This is a genomic window from Cognatiyoonia koreensis (genome assembly GCF_900109295.1).
GTDB lineage: Bacteria > Pseudomonadota > Alphaproteobacteria > Rhodobacterales > Rhodobacteraceae > Cognatiyoonia > Cognatiyoonia koreensis.
This window is the reverse complement of record NZ_FOIZ01000001.1, coordinates 1,759,978-1,780,224: the sequence shown is the minus strand read 5'-3', so window position 1 is coordinate 1,780,224 and position 20,247 is coordinate 1,759,978. Positions and strand designations below refer to the sequence as shown.

The 20,247-nt window shown below is 58.2% G+C and carries 21 protein-coding genes; 16 read left to right on the top strand and 5 right to left on the bottom strand.

Annotation, left to right across the window (positions count from 1 at the left end; all coding sequences use genetic code 11):
* Nucleotides 1-12 precede the first annotated feature (12 nt).
* The 4 genes from BMY44_RS08865 to BMY44_RS08850 all read left to right on the top strand — a co-directional run bounded on the left by BMY44_RS08865 (nt 13) and on the right by BMY44_RS08850 (nt 3,779).
* On the top strand, nt 13-360 hold the full coding sequence (locus tag BMY44_RS08865) for a hypothetical protein (protein ID WP_089992935.1): 348 nt from the start codon (nt 13-15) through the stop codon (nt 358-360).
* Between the two features lie 340 nt (nt 361-700).
* Nucleotides 701-901 (top strand): glycine zipper 2TM domain-containing protein, encoded by a 201-nt coding sequence (locus BMY44_RS08860; protein ID WP_089992933.1) that lies wholly within the window; start codon nt 701-703, stop codon nt 899-901.
* A gap of 83 nt (nt 902-984) precedes the next feature.
* Nucleotides 985-2,985 carry an acetyl-CoA carboxylase biotin carboxylase subunit gene (locus tag BMY44_RS08855; protein WP_089992930.1) on the top strand — a complete coding sequence of 667 codons (2,001 nt, stop codon included), beginning with the start codon at nt 985-987 and terminating at the stop codon, nt 2,983-2,985.
* The gene (locus BMY44_RS08850; protein WP_165611808.1) at nt 2,982-3,779 is read left to right on the top strand and encodes a hypothetical protein; all 798 of its coding nucleotides are present in this window, start codon (nt 2,982-2,984) and stop codon (nt 3,777-3,779) included. Before BMY44_RS08855 ends, BMY44_RS08850 begins: the two co-directional genes overlap by 4 nt.
* Before the next feature lie 88 nt (nt 3,780-3,867).
* Here BMY44_RS08850 and BMY44_RS08845 read toward each other — a convergent pair whose 3' ends face one another.
* Nucleotides 3,868-4,329: a DUF4174 domain-containing protein gene (locus BMY44_RS08845; protein WP_089992925.1), complete on the bottom strand. Its 462-nt coding sequence runs from the start codon at nt 4,327-4,329 to the stop codon at nt 3,868-3,870.
* 99 nt (nt 4,330-4,428) lie between these two features.
* Between BMY44_RS08845 and BMY44_RS08840 the strand changes: the two genes are divergently transcribed.
* The 8 genes from BMY44_RS08840 to BMY44_RS08805 are packed head-to-tail and all read left to right on the top strand — an operon-like array spanning nt 4,429 to nt 11,191.
* Nucleotides 4,429-5,400 (top strand): hypothetical protein, encoded by a 972-nt coding sequence (locus BMY44_RS08840; RefSeq protein WP_089992921.1) that lies wholly within the window; start codon nt 4,429-4,431, stop codon nt 5,398-5,400.
* Entirely contained in the window at nt 5,375-7,501 is a 2,127-nt protein-coding gene (scpA, locus tag BMY44_RS08835; RefSeq protein ID WP_089992918.1) for a methylmalonyl-CoA mutase, read from the top strand. The genes BMY44_RS08840 and scpA overlap by 26 nt, the downstream gene beginning before the upstream one ends.
* A complete protein-coding gene (locus BMY44_RS08830; RefSeq protein WP_089992915.1) occupies nt 7,498-7,989 on the top strand; it encodes an MAPEG family protein in 492 nt (163 codons plus the stop codon). Before scpA ends, BMY44_RS08830 begins: the two co-directional genes overlap by 4 nt.
* Nucleotides 7,990-8,015: 26 nt before the next feature.
* On the top strand, nt 8,016-8,615 hold the full coding sequence (locus BMY44_RS08825) for a VOC family protein (RefSeq protein ID WP_089992913.1): 600 nt from the start codon (nt 8,016-8,018) through the stop codon (nt 8,613-8,615).
* A complete protein-coding gene (locus BMY44_RS08820) occupies nt 8,612-9,079 on the top strand; it encodes a GNAT family N-acetyltransferase (protein WP_089992910.1) in 468 nt (155 codons plus the stop codon). The genes BMY44_RS08825 and BMY44_RS08820 overlap by 4 nt, the downstream gene beginning before the upstream one ends.
* Nucleotides 9,080-9,110: 31 nt before the next feature.
* A complete protein-coding gene (locus BMY44_RS08815) occupies nt 9,111-9,794 on the top strand; it encodes a TerB family tellurite resistance protein (protein WP_089992908.1) in 684 nt (227 codons plus the stop codon).
* The gene (locus tag BMY44_RS08810; RefSeq protein ID WP_089992906.1) at nt 9,791-10,780 is read left to right on the top strand and encodes an endonuclease/exonuclease/phosphatase family protein; all 990 of its coding nucleotides are present in this window, start codon (nt 9,791-9,793) and stop codon (nt 10,778-10,780) included. The genes BMY44_RS08815 and BMY44_RS08810 overlap by 4 nt, the downstream gene beginning before the upstream one ends.
* A gap of 36 nt (nt 10,781-10,816) precedes the next feature.
* Nucleotides 10,817-11,191 carry a hypothetical protein gene (locus BMY44_RS08805; protein ID WP_089992904.1) on the top strand — a complete coding sequence of 125 codons (375 nt, stop codon included), beginning with the start codon at nt 10,817-10,819 and terminating at the stop codon, nt 11,189-11,191.
* On the opposite strand, the gene BMY44_RS08800 is transcribed toward BMY44_RS08805, so the two are convergent.
* From BMY44_RS08800 to BMY44_RS08785, 4 genes are all read right to left on the bottom strand, one after another.
* Nucleotides 11,188-12,666, bottom strand: coding sequence for a Ppx/GppA family phosphatase (locus BMY44_RS08800; protein ID WP_089994718.1), 1,479 nt, complete (start codon nt 12,664-12,666; stop codon nt 11,188-11,190). The genes BMY44_RS08805 and BMY44_RS08800 overlap by 4 nt on opposite strands.
* 93 nt (nt 12,667-12,759) lie before the next feature.
* Complete coding sequence (locus BMY44_RS08795) at nt 12,760-14,928, bottom strand: RNA degradosome polyphosphate kinase (protein WP_089994716.1); 2,169 nt, start codon at nt 14,926-14,928, stop codon at nt 12,760-12,762.
* Nucleotides 14,929-14,969: 41 nt separating this feature from the next.
* Nucleotides 14,970-15,638: a P-loop NTPase family protein gene (locus BMY44_RS08790; protein WP_089992901.1), complete on the bottom strand. Its 669-nt coding sequence runs from the start codon at nt 15,636-15,638 to the stop codon at nt 14,970-14,972.
* The gene (locus tag BMY44_RS08785; RefSeq protein ID WP_089992899.1) at nt 15,639-16,733 is read right to left on the bottom strand and encodes an AI-2E family transporter; all 1,095 of its coding nucleotides are present in this window, start codon (nt 16,731-16,733) and stop codon (nt 15,639-15,641) included.
* Between the two features lie 267 nt (nt 16,734-17,000).
* Between BMY44_RS08785 and proS the strand changes: the two genes are divergently transcribed.
* The 4 genes from proS (at nt 17,001) to BMY44_RS08765 (ending at nt 20,211) form a co-directional block, all read left to right on the top strand.
* Nucleotides 17,001-18,341: a proline--tRNA ligase gene (gene proS / locus BMY44_RS08780; protein ID WP_089992896.1), complete on the top strand. Its 1,341-nt coding sequence runs from the start codon at nt 17,001-17,003 to the stop codon at nt 18,339-18,341.
* A complete protein-coding gene (locus BMY44_RS08775; protein WP_089992892.1) occupies nt 18,341-18,841 on the top strand; it encodes a hypothetical protein in 501 nt (166 codons plus the stop codon). The genes proS and BMY44_RS08775 overlap by 1 nt, the downstream gene beginning before the upstream one ends.
* A gap of 72 nt (nt 18,842-18,913) precedes the next feature.
* Nucleotides 18,914-19,507, top strand: a complete 594-nt coding sequence (locus BMY44_RS08770) for a DUF2937 family protein (RefSeq protein ID WP_089992889.1) — start codon at nt 18,914-18,916, stop codon at nt 19,505-19,507.
* Entirely contained in the window at nt 19,504-20,211 is a 708-nt protein-coding gene (locus BMY44_RS08765) for a ThuA domain-containing protein (protein WP_089992886.1), read from the top strand. The genes BMY44_RS08770 and BMY44_RS08765 overlap by 4 nt, the downstream gene beginning before the upstream one ends.
* Nucleotides 20,212-20,247 lie beyond the last annotated feature (36 nt).

Genomic DNA, 20,247 nt, shown 5'->3' with positions numbered 1-20,247 from the left:
CCGGGTGCCGCGATGATGAAACATCGCGGCTTTCCGGGGCGGCTTCCCGGCACGGATTTTCAGTTCATCATCCGCCGGGCGCACAAAGACGGCGCGACGAAACTTGTTGCCCGCACACGTTATCCAGACCGTAAACCGGCCGACAAGCGCGCCGACGCCGGCTTTATGCAGGCCCTGTGGGAGCATTTCGGCGATGCACCCTTCGAGCGGGGGAATCTGGATGCGGGCCGGCTGTCATGGCTTTTCGGGGAAGAGGTGATTCCGGCAGAGGATCCTTTTGACCCTGCCGATTATGGCGCCCTGCTACAGATCGACGTGGCGCGTGCGCGGATCAGCTTTCCAGAGGTATTCGGCAAATGATTCAGGCGTTTATCAGCCGGATCGCGCCGATGCGCGCGCAATCTAAGCGGGAATTCGCTCAAATTGCCGCTGGGTCAACCTTTGTGTGTTCCGACTCGGAAAACTCATGTGAGAGTGAATTGGTAGGCAGCGGTTCCAGCAAGCTTCTGTCTACGTTTTGTCAACACCGTTACCCTTCCCCTTGTCGGTCTGCTTTTACCCAAAGCAGACCGACATCCCATCTTGGGTGGGTATTTCCTGACTTGGCGACAAACCGCTATATGTGGTTTATGTGGCTTGAGTTGGCGGGGTATTTCGTCAACCTGTCGAACGGTAACACAAAACACAAAGGCAATATAAAATGCTCAAGAAATCCTGGATCATCGCGCTTCTCGCAACGACCGGCCTCGCTGGCTGCCTCGAGAATGACGCAGAACGCGCACTTGTCGGCGCTGGCGTTGGCTGCGTTGCTGGCGAAACAATCGGCAACAACAACTGTGTCCAAGGCGCGCTTGGTGGCGCAGTCATCGGCGCATTGGCTGACGACGTCACAGGCCGCTAAGACACTCCAGCAATTGCTGGCACAATTTGAACGCCGTCGGGGTCCGTCCCCGGCGGCGTTTTCTATTTGAAGGACTGCACATCATGTTCAAGAAAATTCTGATCGCCAATCGCGGAGAGATCGCCTGCCGGGTTATCAAGACCGCCAAGAAGATGGGCATCAAGACGGTTGCTATCTATTCCGATGCGGATCGCAACGCATTGCATGTGCAAATGGCGGACGAGGCGGTACATATTGGTCCGTCCCCGGCCAACCAATCCTACATCGTGATCGACAAGGTCATGGACGCCATCAAGAAAACGGGCGCCGAAGCTGTCCACCCCGGGTATGGTTTCCTGTCCGAAAACAGCAAATTCGCCGAAGCACTCGAGGCCGCTGGCGTGGCTTTCATCGGCCCGCCAAAAGGCGCGATCGAAGCCATGGGTGACAAGATCACGTCCAAGAAAATAGCTCAAGAGGCCAACGTCTCGACCGTTCCAGGTTACATGGGGCTGATTGCCGACGCGGAAGAGGCAGTGAAGATTTCCAACGATGTCGGCTATCCGGTCATGATCAAGGCTTCGGCCGGTGGTGGAGGCAAGGGCATGCGCATCGCCTGGAACGATCAGGAAGCCCGCGAAGGGTTCCAGTCTTCCAAGAACGAGGCCGCCAGTTCGTTCGGCGATGACCGGATCTTTATCGAAAAATTCGTCACCCAGCCGCGCCACATCGAAATTCAGGTGCTTGCCGACAGCCACGGCAATGCGGTCTACCTGCACGAACGCGAATGCAGCATCCAGCGGCGCAACCAGAAAGTCATTGAAGAAGCGCCATCACCCTTCCTTGACGAAGCCACCCGCAAGGCAATGGGTGAACAATCCGTGGCGCTGGCGCAGGCGGTTGGCTACACCAGTGCGGGCACCGTGGAATTCATCGTCGATGGGGACCGCAACTTTTATTTCCTTGAAATGAATACGCGCCTGCAGGTTGAACACCCTGTCACCGAACTCATCACAGGCATCGACCTTGTCGAACAGATGATCCGCGTCGCTTATGGCGAAACACTGCCCTTCAAGCAGGACGATCTGAAAATCAACGGCTGGGCGATGGAAAGCCGCCTTTATGCCGAAGATCCCTATCGCGGATTTCTGCCTTCTATCGGGCGGCTGACCCGCTATCGCCCGCCTGTGGAAATGGCGAACAAGAAAAAGGCCGTGCGCAACGATACCGGCGTCTATGAAGGCGGCGAAATCAGCATGTATTACGACCCGATGATCGCAAAGCTCTGCACATGGGCACCGGATCGTGCAACGGCCATTGAAGAAATGAGGCTCGCGCTCGATACGTTCGAGGTTGAAGGGATCGGGCACAATATCCCTTTCCTCGCAGCGGTCTATGAGCACGAGAAATTCACCTCTGGTAACATGACTACGGCCTTTATCGAGGAGGAGTACCCCGACGGATTCGACGGGGTGACCTTGCCCGAAGCGACGCTACACCGCATCGCTGCGGCAACGGCAGCCATGCATCGGCTTGCCGAAATCCGACGCAGCCGCATCAGTGGGCGGATGGACAACCACGAACGCCATGTCGGCAGCGACTGGGTCGTGACCCTGCAGGGACAGTCTTATCCGCTTACTATTGCGGCAGACAAGGAAGGCGCGACCGTCGCCTTGGGTGATGACGATACCTTTCGGGTTGAAAGCGATTGGACACCGGGCGATCCGTTGGCACGGCTGATGGTCGATGGCAGCCCGCTTGTGCTGAAGATCGGCAAGGTGCCCAGTGGGTTCCGCGTGCGTTATCGCGGCGCGGATTTGAAGGTGCAGGTACGCACGCCGCGTCAGGCCGAACTTGCAGCGCTTATGCCTGAAAAGCAGCCACCGGATACCTCTAAGATGCTGCTTTGCCCGATGCCCGGCTTGATCGTGAAGGTCGACGTGGCCGAAGGCGACGAGGTTCAGGAAGGTCAGGCGCTTTGCACGGTCGAGGCGATGAAGATGGAGAACATCCTGCGTGCTGAACGCAAGGGTCGCGTCAGCAAGATCAACGCCGGAGCAGGGGATAGCCTTGCGGTAGATGATGTCATCATGGAATTCGAGTGAACGGCGACAGCGGCATATGGGGCCTGAGCCTAGGGACATGGCAGGTGCTTTTCGCACTTGGCCTGCTCGGGCTTGGTTATCTGCTGACCATCAAGTTCAACCGGCGCAGTATCCTGCGGGTGCTTCCTGGCGTCATCCTCGTGCTGGGGCCTGTGATCTTGCTGGCCTCCAGCGGCATTCTGGCAGTTCTGGGTGCAGATGTGCTCGACATCCGGATCAAGCAGGCGCTGATCGCGGCGATCGCCATTGCCGCAGGCTGGCTTGCGCCATTTCTGTTGCAGGAATACCGGCGGGCTGACGAACGCGATGAACGCATCCGGGACATGCACCGTGCGATCTATGCAGATGTAGGAAGCTTTCTTGAGAATTTTTACAGCAGCGACGATCTTGAGCGGTATCTGGACACGATCAAATCCGAACTGGAAAAGGATGGGAACTATATTCCCTTTATTCCGGTGCCGCGGCGCAGCTTGATGTATCAGTCATTGACCGGGCAGGTCCACATCCTACCGCGTGTGACGATTGACCTGATCGTCTTGTTCTACGCGCAGGTCGATAACGTTGCCGATTTCGTCGAAAACATGAATTCTGACGCGTTTCGCCGCGTACCGGCCGCGCGCCGCGCACTGGCTTATGCCGACTATGTCGCAATGTTGGATTTCGCGCGCTTTCTTGGCGTGTCGACGCAACAAGTCGTGGCAGCATACGACAAAGAGGGGCCGCGCGTGGCGAAAGCCCTCTCAGAACATCTGAAAAGCCCTAGTAACCCGGCCGCGGACCGGTCCGGCCAGTGACGGGAATGGGCAGATATGTGGATGGCTTCAATGTCATGAACAATCCTCCTGTATCGAATATGGGAAGGAATTGTCTGATTTACAAGGGTTATCCGGCCTGGTTCTGCAACCGGCGGTCACGGATTTCCTGCTGGCGCAAGGGCATCTTGTCGATGGTGCGGGAAATTTCGCGCACGTCCCACGGGATCGGCTTGCGGAATTTGACCTGTCCGTCCTTGCCCAGCAAAGCAAGCATGAAGCCACGCGGACGCAGGCGCAGCCGCACGTCGGTACGGGCATCAGGGGCGGTATCGGCGATCATGATGACATCGCGTTCAGCCAGATCCTCTGCCGCTGCCAGCAAAAGCTCCATCTGTTGGCCAAATAGCGGATCGTTCGGGGAATCGGCGAAGACAAGAATTGCGCGCAACTGCCAGCGCAGCGCATCCAGATCGACCTCATCGCCAGCAAAGACATGCGTCGGATCCTCGCTCCAACGCAGCATGATATCGTCAGCCATCGACATGGCGGGCAGCGCAGTCAGCGCCAAAGACAAAAGAAATGTTTTCATACTCTACCATATAGGAGTGTTCCCCCCGAAACCTAAGCCGACGCGCACGAATTGCCAGCGCGATTTCAAGGTTAACGGTATAGTGACCATGGTGCCGATATGTTCTGCCTGATCAAGTCGATTGTGAACAGGGGGCTTCAGGCCGTGGATATTGCATTGCACCTTGGTGCGCATCGCTGCGCCACCACGACGTTTCAGACATTTCTAGACCAGAACCGCCAGCAGCTTGCAGGGCATGGTGTGCAGGTCTGGACACCTGCGAATACGCGGGCGGGATTATTCGACGGGCTGATCTGTCCACCGGATCAGGATGCAACGCGTGAAATCGCGCGGGCGCGGACCATGGCGGCGGGGTTGCAGGCCAGCCAACTTGTCGTGTCCGAAGAAAACATGATCGGGACGCCACGCAACAATCTCGCAGTGGGCGCGCTTTATCCGGGGCTTACACCCCGGCTCCAGCGGTTCGAACAGGTGTTCAAGGGGCAGGTGCGCCGGATCGGGCTGGCGATCCGTTCCTACGAAAGCTACTGGGTTTCCACGATGTCCTACGCTGCTATCCGCGGGCACGCCCTGCCGGACAGGGCAGCTTGTGCGGCACTGGCGACGCAACAGCGCAGCTGGACAGATATTGCCAGTGAAATCAGGGCGTTGTTCCCCAGCGTACCACTACACATCTGGTTGTTTGAAGTGTTCGCAAACCGCCCACGGCGACAATTCAACATGCTATCTGGACGACAGGATATCACCCACTTGCTAGACCAGACGCCCGCATGGAAAAACACAAGCCGTACGGCACGACAGCTGCGCAAGCGGCTCAAGGCGCAAGGGCGTTTGAGCGAACTTGCATTGCTGCCGCTGGGCGATCAGCGATGGCAGCCTTTCACGTCCCTTGAACAACACCACATGGCGGGCCGCTACGCGGATGACATCGCCTATTTTCGCAGCGGGACGGACCCGCTGATTCAATTCACGCAAAACGCAGCCATCAAAGTGTTGCGACGCAATAATACGCGGGCCACCCCCGCATTTGACATCGGAGAATACCATGACGGACACGCAGAAATGGGCTGACCTCGCCGCAAAGGAACTGCGCGGCAAGACGGTCGAAGACCTGACATGGCACACGCTCGAAGGGATCGCGGTCAAACCGCTTTATACAGCGGACGACACCGCAGAGCTTCCGCATATGAACGGAATTCCGGGCGATGCGCCTTATACACGTGGGGTCAAGGCAACGATGTATGCCGGGCGACCATGGACGATCCGGCAATATGCCGGATTCTCCACGGCAGAGGAATCAAACGCTTTCTATCGCAAGGCGCTCGCCGCCGGGCAGCAGGGCGTATCGGTTGCCTTCGACCTGGCCACCCACCGCGGCTATGACAGCGATCATCCCCGCGTCGAAGGGGATGTGGGCAAGGCAGGCGTCGCCATTGATTCAGTCGAGGACATGAAAATTCTGTTCGATGGCATCCCATTGGACAAAGTATCGGTCTCGATGACGATGAACGGGGCGGTGATCCCGATCCTCGCGAATTTCATCGTCACCGGTGAAGAGCAGGGACACGACAGGTCTGTGCTGGCAGGGACGATCCAGAACGACATCCTCAAGGAATTCATGGTCCGCAATACGTATGTGTATCCGCCTGAACCCTCGATGCGGATCATCGCGGATATCATTGGATATACAGCGGACTACATGCCAAAGTTCAACTCGATTTCGATCTCTGGCTACCACATGCAAGAGGCGGGTGCGAACCTTGTGCAGGAACTGGCATTCACGATCGCGGACGGGCGCGAATACGTGCGCACCGCTATCGCTGCAGGGATGGATGTCGACAAATTCGCGCCGCGTCTGTCTTTCTTTTTTGCCATCGGTATGAACTTCTTCATGGAGGCCGCAAAACTGCGCGCCGCCCGTCTGCTTTGGGCGCGGGTGATGGAGGAATTCAAGCCGCAGAACCCCAAATCCGCGATGCTGCGCACGCACTGCCAGACCAGCGGCGTGTCCTTGCAGGAACAGGACCCTTACAACAACGTGGTGCGTACCGCTTACGAGGCGATGGCCGCAGCCCTTGGCGGCACGCAGTCCCTTCACACGAACGCCCTCGACGAAGCCATTGCTTTGCCAACAGATTTCGCCGCCCGCATCGCGCGCAACACACAACTTATCCTGCAGGAAGAAACCGGCATTACCAATGTCGTCGATCCGCTCGCCGGCAGCTATTACGTCGAAAGCCTGACCCACGAACTGGCCGAGAAAGCATGGGCGCTGATCGAAGAGGTCGAGGAAATGGGCGGCATGACCAAGGCCGTCGCGTCAGGAATGCCTAAACTGCGGATCGAGGAATCTGCTGCGATGCGGCAGGCGATGATTGACCGTGGTACCGAAGTGATCGTGGGTGTGAATAAATATCGGCTCGACAAGGAAGACCCCATCGACATCCTTGATATTGACAATGCCAAGGTGCGCGACAGCCAAATCGCGCGGATCGAGAAAACCAAGGCCGGACGGGACGAAGAAGCCTGCGACGCCGCACTGACAGAAATTAGCCGCCGGGCCGCTGAAGGGGGCAACCTGCTGGATGCCGCCGTCACTGCCGCCCGCGCCCGTGCCACAGTCGGAGAAATCAGCATGGCCATGGAAAAGGTGTTCGGACGCCATCGCGCCGAAGTCAAAACGCTCGCCGGTGTCTACGGGGCCGCATACGAAGGGGACGAAGGTTTCGCTGCGATACAGGCCTCTGTCGAACAATTTGCCGAAGACGAAGGCCGTCGCCCGCGCATGTTGGTCGTCAAGATGGGACAGGACGGACATGACCGCGGGGCCAAGGTGATCGCGACCGCCTTTGCCGACATCGGTTTTGATGTCGACGTCGGCCCGCTGTTTCAAACCCCAGAAGAAGCCGCACAAGACGCCATCGACAATGACGTCCATGTCATCGGCATCAGCTCTCAGGCGGCGGGCCACAAGACACTGGCCCCCAAGCTGGTCAAGGCGCTCGAAGATGCGGGCGCGGGTGACATCCTTGTCATCTGCGGCGGCGTTATCCCGCAGCAGGATTACCAATTCCTCTATGACGCGGGGGTCAAGGCCATTTTTGGCCCCGGGACGAACATCCCGCACGCAGCAGAGGATATCCTGAAATTGATCCGGCAAGCACGAGGATGACAAAACGGGCGGTCATCCTGCTTGGTATGGCCGCGGGACTGATCTGGGCCTGCGCAGTGGTCTACTACGGGCTGCAATGGACCCAGATCGGGCGCACCGACACATCGCCACTTGCAGCAAGCGCAACCGGGCTCCTGTTTCCAGGCCTCGTCCTTGTGGCGCTTATTGCCCGTCTGGCGCAGCGGCGTTTCTTTGATGATGCGATGATCGACGGCCAGACATTGCAAGGCGGCGCATTGATCGACCAGCGCGTGCTGTCAAACACCATCGAACAGACGGTTCTTGCCATCTGCATCTGGCCTTGTGCCACGCTATTGTCCGGGGCTGTGGGGCTTCCTATAATTCTGGGCCTGTCATTCTTGCTTGCCAGGCTCTTGTTCTGGATCGGATATCACCTGTCTGCACCGTTGCGCAGTCTCGGTTTCGCAGCCACATTCTATCCGACCATCCTGACGGCGCTTTACGTGCTCTGGCAGTTTGTTCCCTAAGTAAGAAACGAAAGCCACTTACCGTTATGCTGACATTCGATCATATCGCCGTCGCAACCACCGATCTGGCCGAAGGCACTGCCGTGATTGCCGAAAAACTTGGCGTTGCGCTGCAACCCGGCGGCAAGCACGCGCATTTTGGCACCCACAACACGCTGTTGAATCTTGGTGATATCTACCTCGAAGTCATCGCCAAAGATCCGGACGCGCCCGCCACCGGACGCCTGACGTGGTTCGGACTTGATGATTTCACTGGCGCGCCACGGCCCGCGAACTGGATCTGCCGCACACCCGACTTTACTGGCATTCCGCCAGAGGTGGGCAAGCCGGTTGCCTTGCAGCGTGACAATCTGAATTGGGAACTGACCGTGCCTGACGACGGCACGCTGCCGTTCCAAGGGGCCTACCCAAGCCTGCTGCGGTGGGCAGACGGAACCGTCATGCCGTCTGCATCGCTGCCGGACCGGGGGTGTCGCCTTGTGTCATGGACCGTGGTCCATCCTGATGCGGCGGCCATCGGTCCGACCGTGCCGCTTTCGGATGATCGCGTGCAATTTGAAACAGGGCCAACACCCGCGTTTCGCGCCGTGATCCAGACCCCGACCGGAAAGGTGACGTTGACGTGATCCGTCCCGCGACAGCCGATGACGCACCTGCCGTCCGCACGATCTGGAACACGTTGATCCGGGAAACGACCGTCACTTTCAACAGCATCGGAAAGACCGAAGCAGAGGTCGCCGCGTTTCTGGAAAATGGGCCGGTGTTTGTGGCCGATATCGGCGGCGTGTGCGGTTACGCCAGCTTCGGGCCTTTTCGGGCCGGTGTGGGCTATCAACGGATTGCAGAGCATTCCATCGTGTTGACGGATGATGCCCGGGGCAAGGGCTTGGGACGCGGCCTGATGAACGCTATCGCAGAGCAGGCGGAATCGCAGGGGATCAACAGTCTGATCGCTGGCGTCAGCGGTGAGAATACAGCGGGGCAGGCGTTTCATGCGCACCTTGGCTTCAATCAGGTCGGCTATATCCCAGAGGCGGGCTATAAGTTCGGCCGCTACATCGACCTTGTGTTGATGCAAAAACGGCTCTGACATTCGCGCCGACCTGCGCTAGACATTGGGCATGTCACTTTGGTCACGCATTTCTGACGCGATCTCTGCACTTGCTGCAGGCGAAGGCCTGTCATCCGTGTTTGAGAAATTGCGCACGCCACCCGATCGGACCGTGGGTTTCACTATTGCCGTCATCGCCCTTGGTGCCAAGATGGCCAAGGCAGACGGGCAGGTCACACGGGACGAAGTTGCCGCCTTCCGCGAAGTTTTTCACATTCCCAAGACCGAAGAACAGAACGCGGCGCGGGTCTTCAACCTCGCCCGCACGGACGTGGCCGGTTACGATCAATACGCCCAGCGTATCAAGGCAATGTATGGTGATGACACGGCCCCGCTGTGTGACCTGATGGAAGGGTTGTTCCACATTGCCTTGGCCGATGGCGTCTATCATCCGGGCGAGGATGCGTTCTTGCAGGACGTGGCCACGATCTTTGGCTTTGACGAACGACGGTTCAGCCGCATCCGTGCGCAGTTTGTCACTGATGCGGATCGCGACCCATACGATGTTCTGGGGGTCGATCCGGATATGCCGCTGGCCCAGATCCGCGAGGCATGGCGCGCGCAGGTGCGTGATACACATCCCGATCGGCTGATCGCGCGCGGGGTGCCCGAAGAGGCGGTCAAGGTCGCCGAGAAACGGCTTGTCGCAATCAACCGTGCGTGGGAACAGATATCAGAGGCGCGGGCCGCGTGAAGCTGGTCACCTACAACGTGGAATGGTTCGACCGCCTGTTCAACGACAAGGGCAACCTGATCTACGACGGCACGTGGTCTGGGCGCTGGGATGTGACACGGGCGCAGCAGATCGACGCGCTGGCCCATGTGTTTCGGGCGTTGGATGCGGATGCAGTCATGATCATCGAGGCGCCGGATACGTCGCGCGCGCGCAACGGCATGGTCGCGCTTGAAACTTTCGCGGAAACCTTCGGGCTGCGTGCCCGCGAGGCGTTGATCGGATTTGCCAACGACACCCAGCAGGAAATCGCGCTGCTTTATGATCCTGACAAGTTCAGCGCGCGCCATTCACCGCTAGGATCGCCCCGCTTTGATGAAGAATTCCGTATGGACGTTGATATCGACGCCCATCCTGACCCGATCCGCTGGTCCAAACCGCCGCTGGAGGTCGCGCTATCCACCGGCACGCAAACGATTCAGTTGATCGGGGTGCATGCAAAATCAAAGGCACCGCACGGTGCGACGAACCACGCCGAAGCCACACGCATTTCGATTTCGAACCGGCGCAAGCAACTGGCGCAATGCATTTGGCTACGCCAACGGGTCGAACAGCATCTGGCTGCGGAAAGACCGCTGATCGTGATGGGCGATTTCAATGACGGTCCGGGCCTTGATGAGTATGAAAAGCTTTTTGGCCGCTCCAGCATTGAAATCGTGCTGGGCGAAGGCAACGGCACGCAATTGTTTGATCCGCATGCACGCATCGCGCTGTCACGGCGGCTGGGAGCGATCCCAACGACCTCGCGCTTTCGGCGCGAAGGTCAGCCCTATCTGCAGGCGCTGCTCGACTACATCATGGTGTCGCCCGATATCGCGGCACTGAAACCCGACTGGCAGATCTGGCATCCTTTCGACCATCCGGCGTGCTATGAGGATATCGCCCTGCGCGAAGCGCTTCTGGACGCGTCCGATCATTTTCCGGTTATGCTGACCCTGCCGGATTGATTTGGGTTTCGCCGTGACATCTCCTATATTGGGGACATGAAACAGATTGCCGCTTTTGCCCTGGCCCTATCGCTCGTTACTGCGCCTGCAACGGCGCAGGAAGCTGAAGAGGGTGTCGACCTGATGCAGGAAGGGGCCGAGCTTCTTTTGCGCGGTCTCATGAATGAAATGGAACCGGCGATTGATGACCTGAAAGGCCTGATGGAAGAATTCGGTCCCGCAGTGCGTCTTTTTGCTGATGAAATGGGTCCGGTTCTGGCCGAGATGCTGTCAAAGATCGATGACATCAAGCACTACGAGCAGCCGGAATTTCTGCCCAACGGCGACATTATCATTCGTCGTAGCCCTGACGCTCCGCCTTGGGAAGCACCCGACATGACGCCGGACGAGAATGAAGAGATCGAGCTTTAGGACTTGAAGATCACGATTGGTTCCGCCCCGATCGCCGCGGCCAATGCGGCGAAACGAGCCTCTGCAACTTCGCCGTAAAGCGGGCGCGCATGGGCGCTGAGGGTCAGCCGCAGCTCGCCCTTTTTCTTTGACCATTTTAGCGATCCGGGCGGTTCTTCGGCATTCAGCCACAGCATTGCGCCCAGCCGCATCGCCTTGCCCAGAATTTCCGCTTCGCGGCGCTGGTCCAGCGACAGCATTCCGTAAAGCGGCTCCATCCATTTTGCCGTCGCCTTGTTGGAATACCGCGTCAGCAGGGCCAGCCCCAGAAAGATACGCTCGGAATGCTTCAGCCCACCAAGATTCGCACGGGTTGCGTTATCAAACGTGACTTCGGCGCGATAATCGGGGTGCGCGCGCCAACTGACATCGTGAAGCAGGCAGGCCGCGCGGACGATCCGGATACGCTGCCAACCGGCGCGTGGAAACAGCGGAAGCACGAAATCATACAGCAGGCGACCAAAGCCGGGCAGGCGGGCGTCTTTGGCCTCGGCATAGCGGGCGGCTTCGATCAGCGGGTCACGCTCGCGCAATTCGTCGGGCATCTGTTCATACAGCATCCCCTCGCGGATACCGTAGGATGAAACTGCAACGTCCTTGGGTTTGAAGACCCGCACGACCTCTTTCAGGACATCGACGGCGTAGGGCACAAGTGACATCCGGCTATCGGATATGCCGCAGCGACCACGCAATTCCTGCAAATCGGATTGGCGGATGTATTCGCCGGTGCGGCTGATGCGACGCGCAGTCATGCGGTATTCGTGCAGTACGGTCAGCGGATAGCTTCGCCGCTCCATATCCACCCGTGCAATTGCCCGCCACGATCCGCCGACGAGAAACAGGCGCTGTCCTGTCACGAAATCCATTTCTTCGTGCAGACCGGCGACGACCTCGCGGATGTAGGCCTTGCGCGCTTTGCGCCCTCCGGGAATTTCGCGCAGTTTCAGTGGCCCCAGTGCTGATGTGACGCGCCGCCCGACGTTGCCGTCCTTGAGGTCGGCCAGTTCCATCGACGATCCGCCAATATCGCAGACCAGCCCATAAGAGCCAGGCCAGCCAAGCAAAACACCCTGCGCGGACAGCCGTGCCTCTTCCTTGCCGTCGATGATCCAGATTTTTACGCCGGTTTCGCGTTCAACCTCGTCACAGAATTCGCGTCCGTCCTCGGCTTCGCGCACGGCGGCGGTCGCAACGGCAGTGAGCGGCAGAATATCCATGCCCTCGGCAAGCGCTGCGAAACGTCTGATGGCAGACAAGGCACGGACCCGGCCTTCGGGGTTCAGCTTGCCGGTTTCGGACAGGCCCGCGCCAAGAGCGCACATGATCTTTTCATTGTAGAAATACGCAGGCGACCGCGCAGCACCGTCAAACACCACCAACCGTACAGAGTTTGAACCCACATCAACCACACCGACACGGCTGAGTTGCCTTGCCATATCATCGTTGAACAAAGGGCGACCGAAGGGACCCCAATCAATGCCGTCTTCCACGATGAATTCTCCCAGGTGCGTCCCCACACCCAACTCAACTTAATCGTCTGTATGTGTCAACCGCGGCACATCCGATGCGCCCGCCGATCCACGACCTGACAAGGACGGGTTTTCCATAAAGAAGCGATGGCAATTGAAGGCGAACGTGTCTTCGGGAATCGGTGCACGGGTGAATGCGCCATCGCCTGACATGACCCAGCTTTGTGCAACGTCGTGCAGGTTGGCCGCCATAATCTGGCTGACGATCTGTGCCTTTACCGTGTTGTTTGTGATTTCAACCAATGTTTCAACGCGCCGATTCAGGTTACGGCCCATCCAGTCGGCCGAACTGATGTAGACCCGCGCCTTTTTTGACGGCAGGTCGTGTCCATTCCCGAAGCAGACAATACGCGAATGTTCAAGAAAGCGTCCGACGATGGATTTGACGCGGATGTTTTCCGACAGCCCTTTGACCCCGGGACGCAAGCCGCAGATGCCGCGCACGACGAGGCTGATTTTTACGCCTGCCTGCGACGCCGCATAAAGTGCGTCGATCACGTCTTCTTCGATCAGGCTGTTCATTTTGGCCCAGATCGTCGCTGGTTTGCCCGCTTTGGCATGGGCGACCTCGGCCGCGATAAGCTCAAGCAGCGTCGATTTCAGATCAAGCGGCGCGATGGACAGGTTTTCAAGGGCGTCAGGCTGGGCATAGCCGGACAGGTAGTTGAACACCTTTGTCGCGTCCCGCCCCAGTTTGCTGTCGCATGTGAACAGGGACAGATCAGTGTAGATGCGCGCTGTAATCGGATGGTAGTTCCCCGTGCCGAAATGGGTATAGGTCACCAGTTTTTCGCCTTCGCGGCGCACCACGGTGCTGATCTTGGCGTGCGTCTTGTAGTTCAGGAATCCATACACCACATGCGCGCCGGACCTTTCCAGCCGCCGTGATTGCCGGATGTTCGCGGCTTCGTCAAAACGCGCTTTCAATTCGACTAGCGCGGTGACGGATTTGCCGTCTTCGGCCGCTTCGCAAAGCGCCTCTACGATCGGCGAGCGTTTGGATGTGCGGTAAAGCGTCTGTTTGATCGCCACAACATCGGGGTCGCGGGCGGCCTGTTGCAGAAAGCGGATCACCATGTCGAAGGTTTCGTACGGGTGATGCAGCAGCATGTCCTTTTGCTGGATCGCCGCGAACATATCGCCGTCGTGATCCTGCACCCGTTCGGGAATACGCGGCGTAAAGGCAGGCCAAAGCAGGTCAGGCCGATCGTCCAGTACCAGTTCGCCAAGGTCGGCAATGCCGATCAGGCCGGACACTTCGACGACGGCATCGTCACCGACCCGCAGTTCATCCATGACCAGACGTTTCAGCGGTGTGGGCGCATCGCTGGAAATTTTGAGTCGCACGACCTCGCCACGGCGGCGGCGTTTCAGCGCCGTTTCAAATTCACGCACAAGGTCTTCGGCTTCGTCTTCCAGTTCCAGATCGCTGTCGCGCAGCAGTTTGAATGCGCACGAACCTTTCATTTTGTGGCCTGGATAAAGCCGCCCGACAAACAGCAGCAGCAGTTCTTCGAGCGGAAGGAAACGTACGCAATCGTCGCCGGGCAGGCGCACGAAACGGTCGATCTGTGCGGGAACGGGCAACAGCGCGAAAAGCGGTTTTTTGTCTTTCAGCCGCTCAAGCTGCAGGGCAAGCGCGAAACCTTCGTTGGGCAGGAACGGGAACGGGTGGGCCGGGTCAATCGCGAGGGGAGACAGGACCGGAAAGACATTGTCCAGAAATACGCTGTCCAGATAGGCGGTGTCACCCGGTTCAAGATCACTGCCCTGCAGAATTTTGATTCCTGCATCTGACATTTCGGCGCGCAGCGTTTCCAGCACGGTCTGTTGACGTACCATCAGCGCGCGCGCATCTTCGTTGATGACCAGCAGTTGTTCGGTTGGCGTGCGTCCGTCGATGCTGGGAGCGTTGTTGCCTTCATGAACAAGTTCGCGCAGGCCTGCGACCCGCACGGTGAAGAACTCATCAAGGTTCGTTGCCGAAATCGACAGGAACCGCAGGCGTTCCAGCAATGGCACGCGCGGGTTCTCGGCCTCTTCCAGCACGCGCCAGTTAAATCCGAGCCACGACATTTCGCGGTTCACGAAGCGGGCAGGGGTCGCGAAATCAAGATCGAGGTCGATGGGGTCCGGCATGGCCCCGTCCAGAAAATCAGCTTGCATCATCGGGCTTTCATCACTGCAAACCATTGCAGTTTCATGACAAATTATGCGCCCTCTGCATCCCCTTTGTCCAGCAGCGTGCTGGCCAATTTGATCGAAGCGGGTTTCTTGCGCACCAGTGATGCGTGGTCGAGCCGGGCCACGATGTCGCCCACGGCGACGTAGGACCGTTCGATGCGCGTCGACAGGAATTGCACGACCGATGGTGGAGGGATGACCTGCCGGTCTGCAAAAAGCTTCATGATAAGCACTTGCAGCAGCATGTCGTCTGGGTCTTCGATATTCACGGGCGTGGTTGCCTGCATCCGGCTGGCCAGATCGGGCAGTGCGATATTCCAGCGCGCAGGGGGCAGGCGGTCGGTCATTAGCAGCGGTAGGCCAGCCCCCGCCATGTGGTTGTGCAGGTGGAACATCGCTTCTTCGCGGTCAGGCGGCAGGCCGGACAAGTCCTCGACCGCGAGTGGACCGTTGGGCCGCAATCCTTCTGGCAGGTCTGCTGCGGCGACGATCATCGCGTCGCTGGTAACCTGAAAGACGCGGGCGAGGTGGCTTTTGCCGCTGGATTCTGGGCCGGTCAGCACCAGCTTTCCATCAGGCCAGTCTTGTGGGGCCGCGATCAGCTGTGCGGCAACACGGTTCGCGTCCGATACGAAGAAGTCTTCAGGCCGCAGCGCGGTGTCGCGCGGCCAGTCAAAAACAAGTTGTTCCGGCATTTAATCGTTTCCGCTCTGGCCCTGATACAGCCTGCTGTCGCGATACTGTTCCAGCCCGAAACGCGCAAGTACGCCAAGCAAAGCGGCAACCGGCACAGCGACCAGCATTCCGACGAACCCGAACAGCGAACCGAAGACCGATAGTGCAAAAAGCAGCCAGACCGGATGCAGACCGACAGAATTGCCAACCAGTTTGGGCGTCAGGATGTTACCTTCAAGGAATTGGCCCAACATGAAGACAGCAGCCACGATCCCGATGCGCACCCAGTTTGTCGCCGTGCCACCATCGTCAAGTGGAATGCCGCCCCACCATTGAAACAATGCCAGCCCGACGGCCAGAACCCCGCCGACAAGCGCGCCGACATAGGGGATAAAAGAAATCAGTCCCGCGACGAAACCGATGACCAGCCCGAAGTTCAGACCGGCGATGGTCAGCGCGATCGCATAGTAGACGCCAAGCACGACACAGACCGTGCCTTGCCCGCGAATGAAAGACGCAAGCGTGTTGTCCATTTCCCGCCCCAGCCGCCGGATCGTATCGACGTGATCACGGGGCAGAAGTTCGTCGATCTTGGCGACCATGTTGTCCCAGTCCAGCAGCAGATAGAACGCCACAACCGGCACGATAACGATCAAAACCAGCACGTTCAGGATGCCGAGCGCCCCTGAAAAGAGCGTGTTCACCAATTCGCCGCCACGTTCCTGCACGAGCCCCGCGAGCTTGTCGAGCTGCTGGCGGATTGTGCTGCTTTGATCTTCCAGGCTGGGAAACCGTTCGGACAGCGTGGCTTGCAGTTTGTCGATCAGCGTCGGGATCTGTTGCACAAGACCCGTGGTTTCCCGCACAAGTGTCGGGATCACGAGCAGCACCAGCAGCAGGAAAAACAGCGCGGCAACCAATGTAATGATTGCCACCGATAGCACACGGCTGCACCCCAGTTTTTCAAGCCGGTCGGCGATCGGATCAAGGCAATAGGCAATCGCCCCGCCCAGAACGAAGGGCAGAATCACATCCCCGAGAAACCAAAGCGCCAGTACGAATACCGCAATCGCGACGCCCCAGTATTTTGCCTGTTGTTGAACGGAAAGTCCCATGCCTCACCCGTATTTGCTTTACTGATATGTGCGGGAGTGTCGCAGTGGATGCAAGCGGCAGGTCGCATTTGTTTCGCATGCGAAACATTTATGTATATATTTCAGTAACTTATTGTTAACGTTTCCGGCGGCGCTCCAAGCCGTGGTGGGTGGTAGAGGTCTTGATTTGCCGCAACGTCTGCCGCGCCGCCAATCCACTGACCGCGCTTGTGATGGCATCCCCTTTCCCCTAGGACTCATCGCGACAACAACCACAGGTCTTTTGTGATGCGCCTTTCCCGCTATTTCCTGCCCGTTCTGAAAGAAACGCCTCGCGAGGCGCAGATCGTCAGCCACCGCTACATGTTGCAGGCCGGCATGATCAAGCAAGCGAGCGCGGGGATCTATTCGTGGTTGCCGCTGGGTTTCAAGGTCTTGAAGAAGATCGAGAATATCGTGCACGAGGAGCAGGCGAAGGCCGGTCATCACGCCATGCTGATGCCCACGATTCAATCTGCTGATCTGTGGAAGGAAAGCGGACGCTATGATGCCTACGGTGAAGAAATGCTGCGCATCAAGGATCGCGGCGGCCGCGAGATGCTGTTCACCCCCACCGCTGAAGAACTGGTCACGGATATCTTTCGCGCCCATGTCACATCCTACAAAGACCTGCCGCTGACGCTGTACCAGATCCAGTGGAAGTTCCGTGACGAGGTTCGCCCCCGTTTCGGCGTCATGCGTGGTCGCGAATTCTATATGAAAGACGGTTATAACTTTGATTTGACAAAGGAAGACGCGCTACACGCCTATAACCGCCATCTGGTCACCTATCTGCGTACCTACGAGCGCATGGGGTTGAAAGCCATCCCGATGCGCGCGGATTCAGGACCTATCGGCGGTGATGATACCCATGAATTCCTTGTGCTGGCCGAAACCGGCGAGAGTGAAGTCTTTTATGACAGCGCTGTTACCGATCTGACCTTTGGTGACCGCGAAATTGATTTTGATGATAAGGCTGCCTGTGCTGCGATCATGGAGGAATTTACGACCCGCTATGCCCGCACCGACGAAACCCATGACGCCGCGTTGTTCAACGAGGTCCCAGAGGAGCGCCGCAAGACCGCACGCGGTATTGAAGTCGGCCAGATCTTCTATTTTGGCACCAAGTATTCTGACGCGCTGAATGCGGCCGTGGACATCCCCGGCGGCGAAAAGGTGAATGTGCACATGGGATCCCACGGGATCGGTGTGTCGCGTCTGGTGGGCGCGATCATTGAAGCCTCGCACGATGACAAGGGCATTATCTGGCCTGAAGGCGTGACGCCGTTCCATGTGGGCATTCTGAACATGCGCTCGGGTGATGAGGCCGCTGATGCAGCCTGTGAGGATTTGTATGCGGAGTTCATCGCCGCTGGTCTGGACCCGCTATATGATGATCGCGACGAACGGGCCGGTGCCAAGTTTGGCACGATGGATATGATTGGCCTGCCATGGCGGATCACCGTCGGGCCGCGTGGCTTGAAGAACGGGGTTGTTGAGCTGACCTCGCGCCGGACTGGGGAGAGTGAGGAACTCGCACCTGCGGATGCGGTGGCGAAGGTTGTGGAAATATATAATGAACACATTTAATGCGTGCGCTTCTTTGCCTTTTGATAACCGCTGCTAGCCCACTTTGGGCGCAGTACGCACATATCCTTGAAGAATACGGTGTTGCTGCCGATATCCCTGCTGGCTTTGAACTTAAGAGGTTTGGCTCGGACGAACGGACTGCATACTTTGGAAATAGCCAGTTGCCTTCGGCTGGTATCAGGATGTCTGCTGCGGGTCCGCTAACGATTTCCTTTGATGCTGCGATGGACTTGCATATGCGCCTTTTGGCCAATGACCAAACCACTATTCTTTCCACCCAAGGAGGGGACGATTGGTTCGGTGTCGTTTATGAGTTTCGCTTTAGTAAGGATGTAAAAATCCCGACACAGATACACCATTATTGGCGAGAGTTGACTACGTGTGATGGTAGGTTAATCAACGCTTTTGTTGAAGTCTATTATTTACCAGATGATGCGCCAACGATGGCATCTTTGGTCCAACCCGTAATCGATAGCTTGCGCATAAGAGACTGCAATTAGATTTGTGATGCTTTGCCCGAATCTGTGAACCCTGCTAAAACCGTTCCAACAATAAAGACGAGGCAGAGCAGTATGATCAGGATCATCGCCCTTGTGGCGGGGCTGTGCGGGGCATGTGTTTTTTCGCAAGCTCCTGAATTTACACAGCAATATCAGCAGCGCTTGGCCGGTCAGGTCGATGCGCTGACCAGCGTCGTTCTTGATTTCGACGCCTCGGCGCTTGAGGCCGGATTGGGTCGGGAAGAGGCGTTGTTGCAGATGGTGGGAACGCCGTTTCTGGAATCCCGCCAAGGTGATATGCGCCGCACATTCGCCCGCCATGCCGCGCTGTCAGATGCGCTGGTCGTTTTGCGCAATGCGACTCCGCTTGAGCGGCTGGCGATGCCTTTGCGTTATAGCGATGGCCCAACCTTTACCGCGACATGGGGCGAATTTGCGCCGGCACTGCCGTTATCGCTTGCGGGTATGGTCGCTGCCGGGCTGGGCGGCGTTATCGGCTGGCTGTCGGCCTTTGGTCTATTGTCTTTGCTGGTGATGCCGCTGCGCGGTCTGAAACGCAGCGCACCCCAACCCATGCCGCAACGCCGCGAGCCTGCATTGGTACGCCCGACCCTGACTGCGGTGCAAGATGATCCAAGGCCGCGTTTGATGGGGGCGACCCGATGAAGCGCGCTTTGATCGTCTGGGGCGGCTGGGACGGGCATGCGCCCCAGACGGTTGCCACGATCTTTGAGGACATCCTGACCGGAGCGGGTGTGTCTGTCGATGTTTCGGACAGTTGCGAGAGTTTCGATGATCCTGACCTTGGGCGGTATGATCTGCTGGTGCCGATCTGGACCGATGGCACGCTGAGCCGCGAAATCGGCCGGCACGTGGCTGAGGTTGTTGCCCGCGGCACTGGCCTTGCCGGGTGTCATGGCGGTATGTGCGACGCGTTTCGCAACAATACGTTGTGGCAATTCATGACCGGCGCGAACTGGGTCGCCCATCCGGGTGGGGACGGTGTGAAACACCGGATCAACATCGTATCGGATGATCCGCTGGTTGCGGGTATCGACGATTTCGATGTGGAGACAGAACAATACTATTTGCATGTCGACCCGGCAAATACCGTTCTGGCCACGACCCGTACAGACCCAGTCACATGGTATCACAGTCCTAACGGGGCCGTGGAGATGCCTTACGTCTGGACCCGTGCTTGGGGATTGGGTCGCGTCTATTACAATGCGCTTGGCCACCAGCCAGAGGTCATCGCGACGGGTCCGGCGCATGAAATGATCCGTCGCGGACTGCTGTGGGCGGTCGAGAGCAAAGCGGCTGCCAAGGGACGCGATTTGACGCCTTGGATGGCTGAGGGCAACCATTATTGATTGACCTTCCCCCGCCCAGCCCACAGGTTGCGCGCC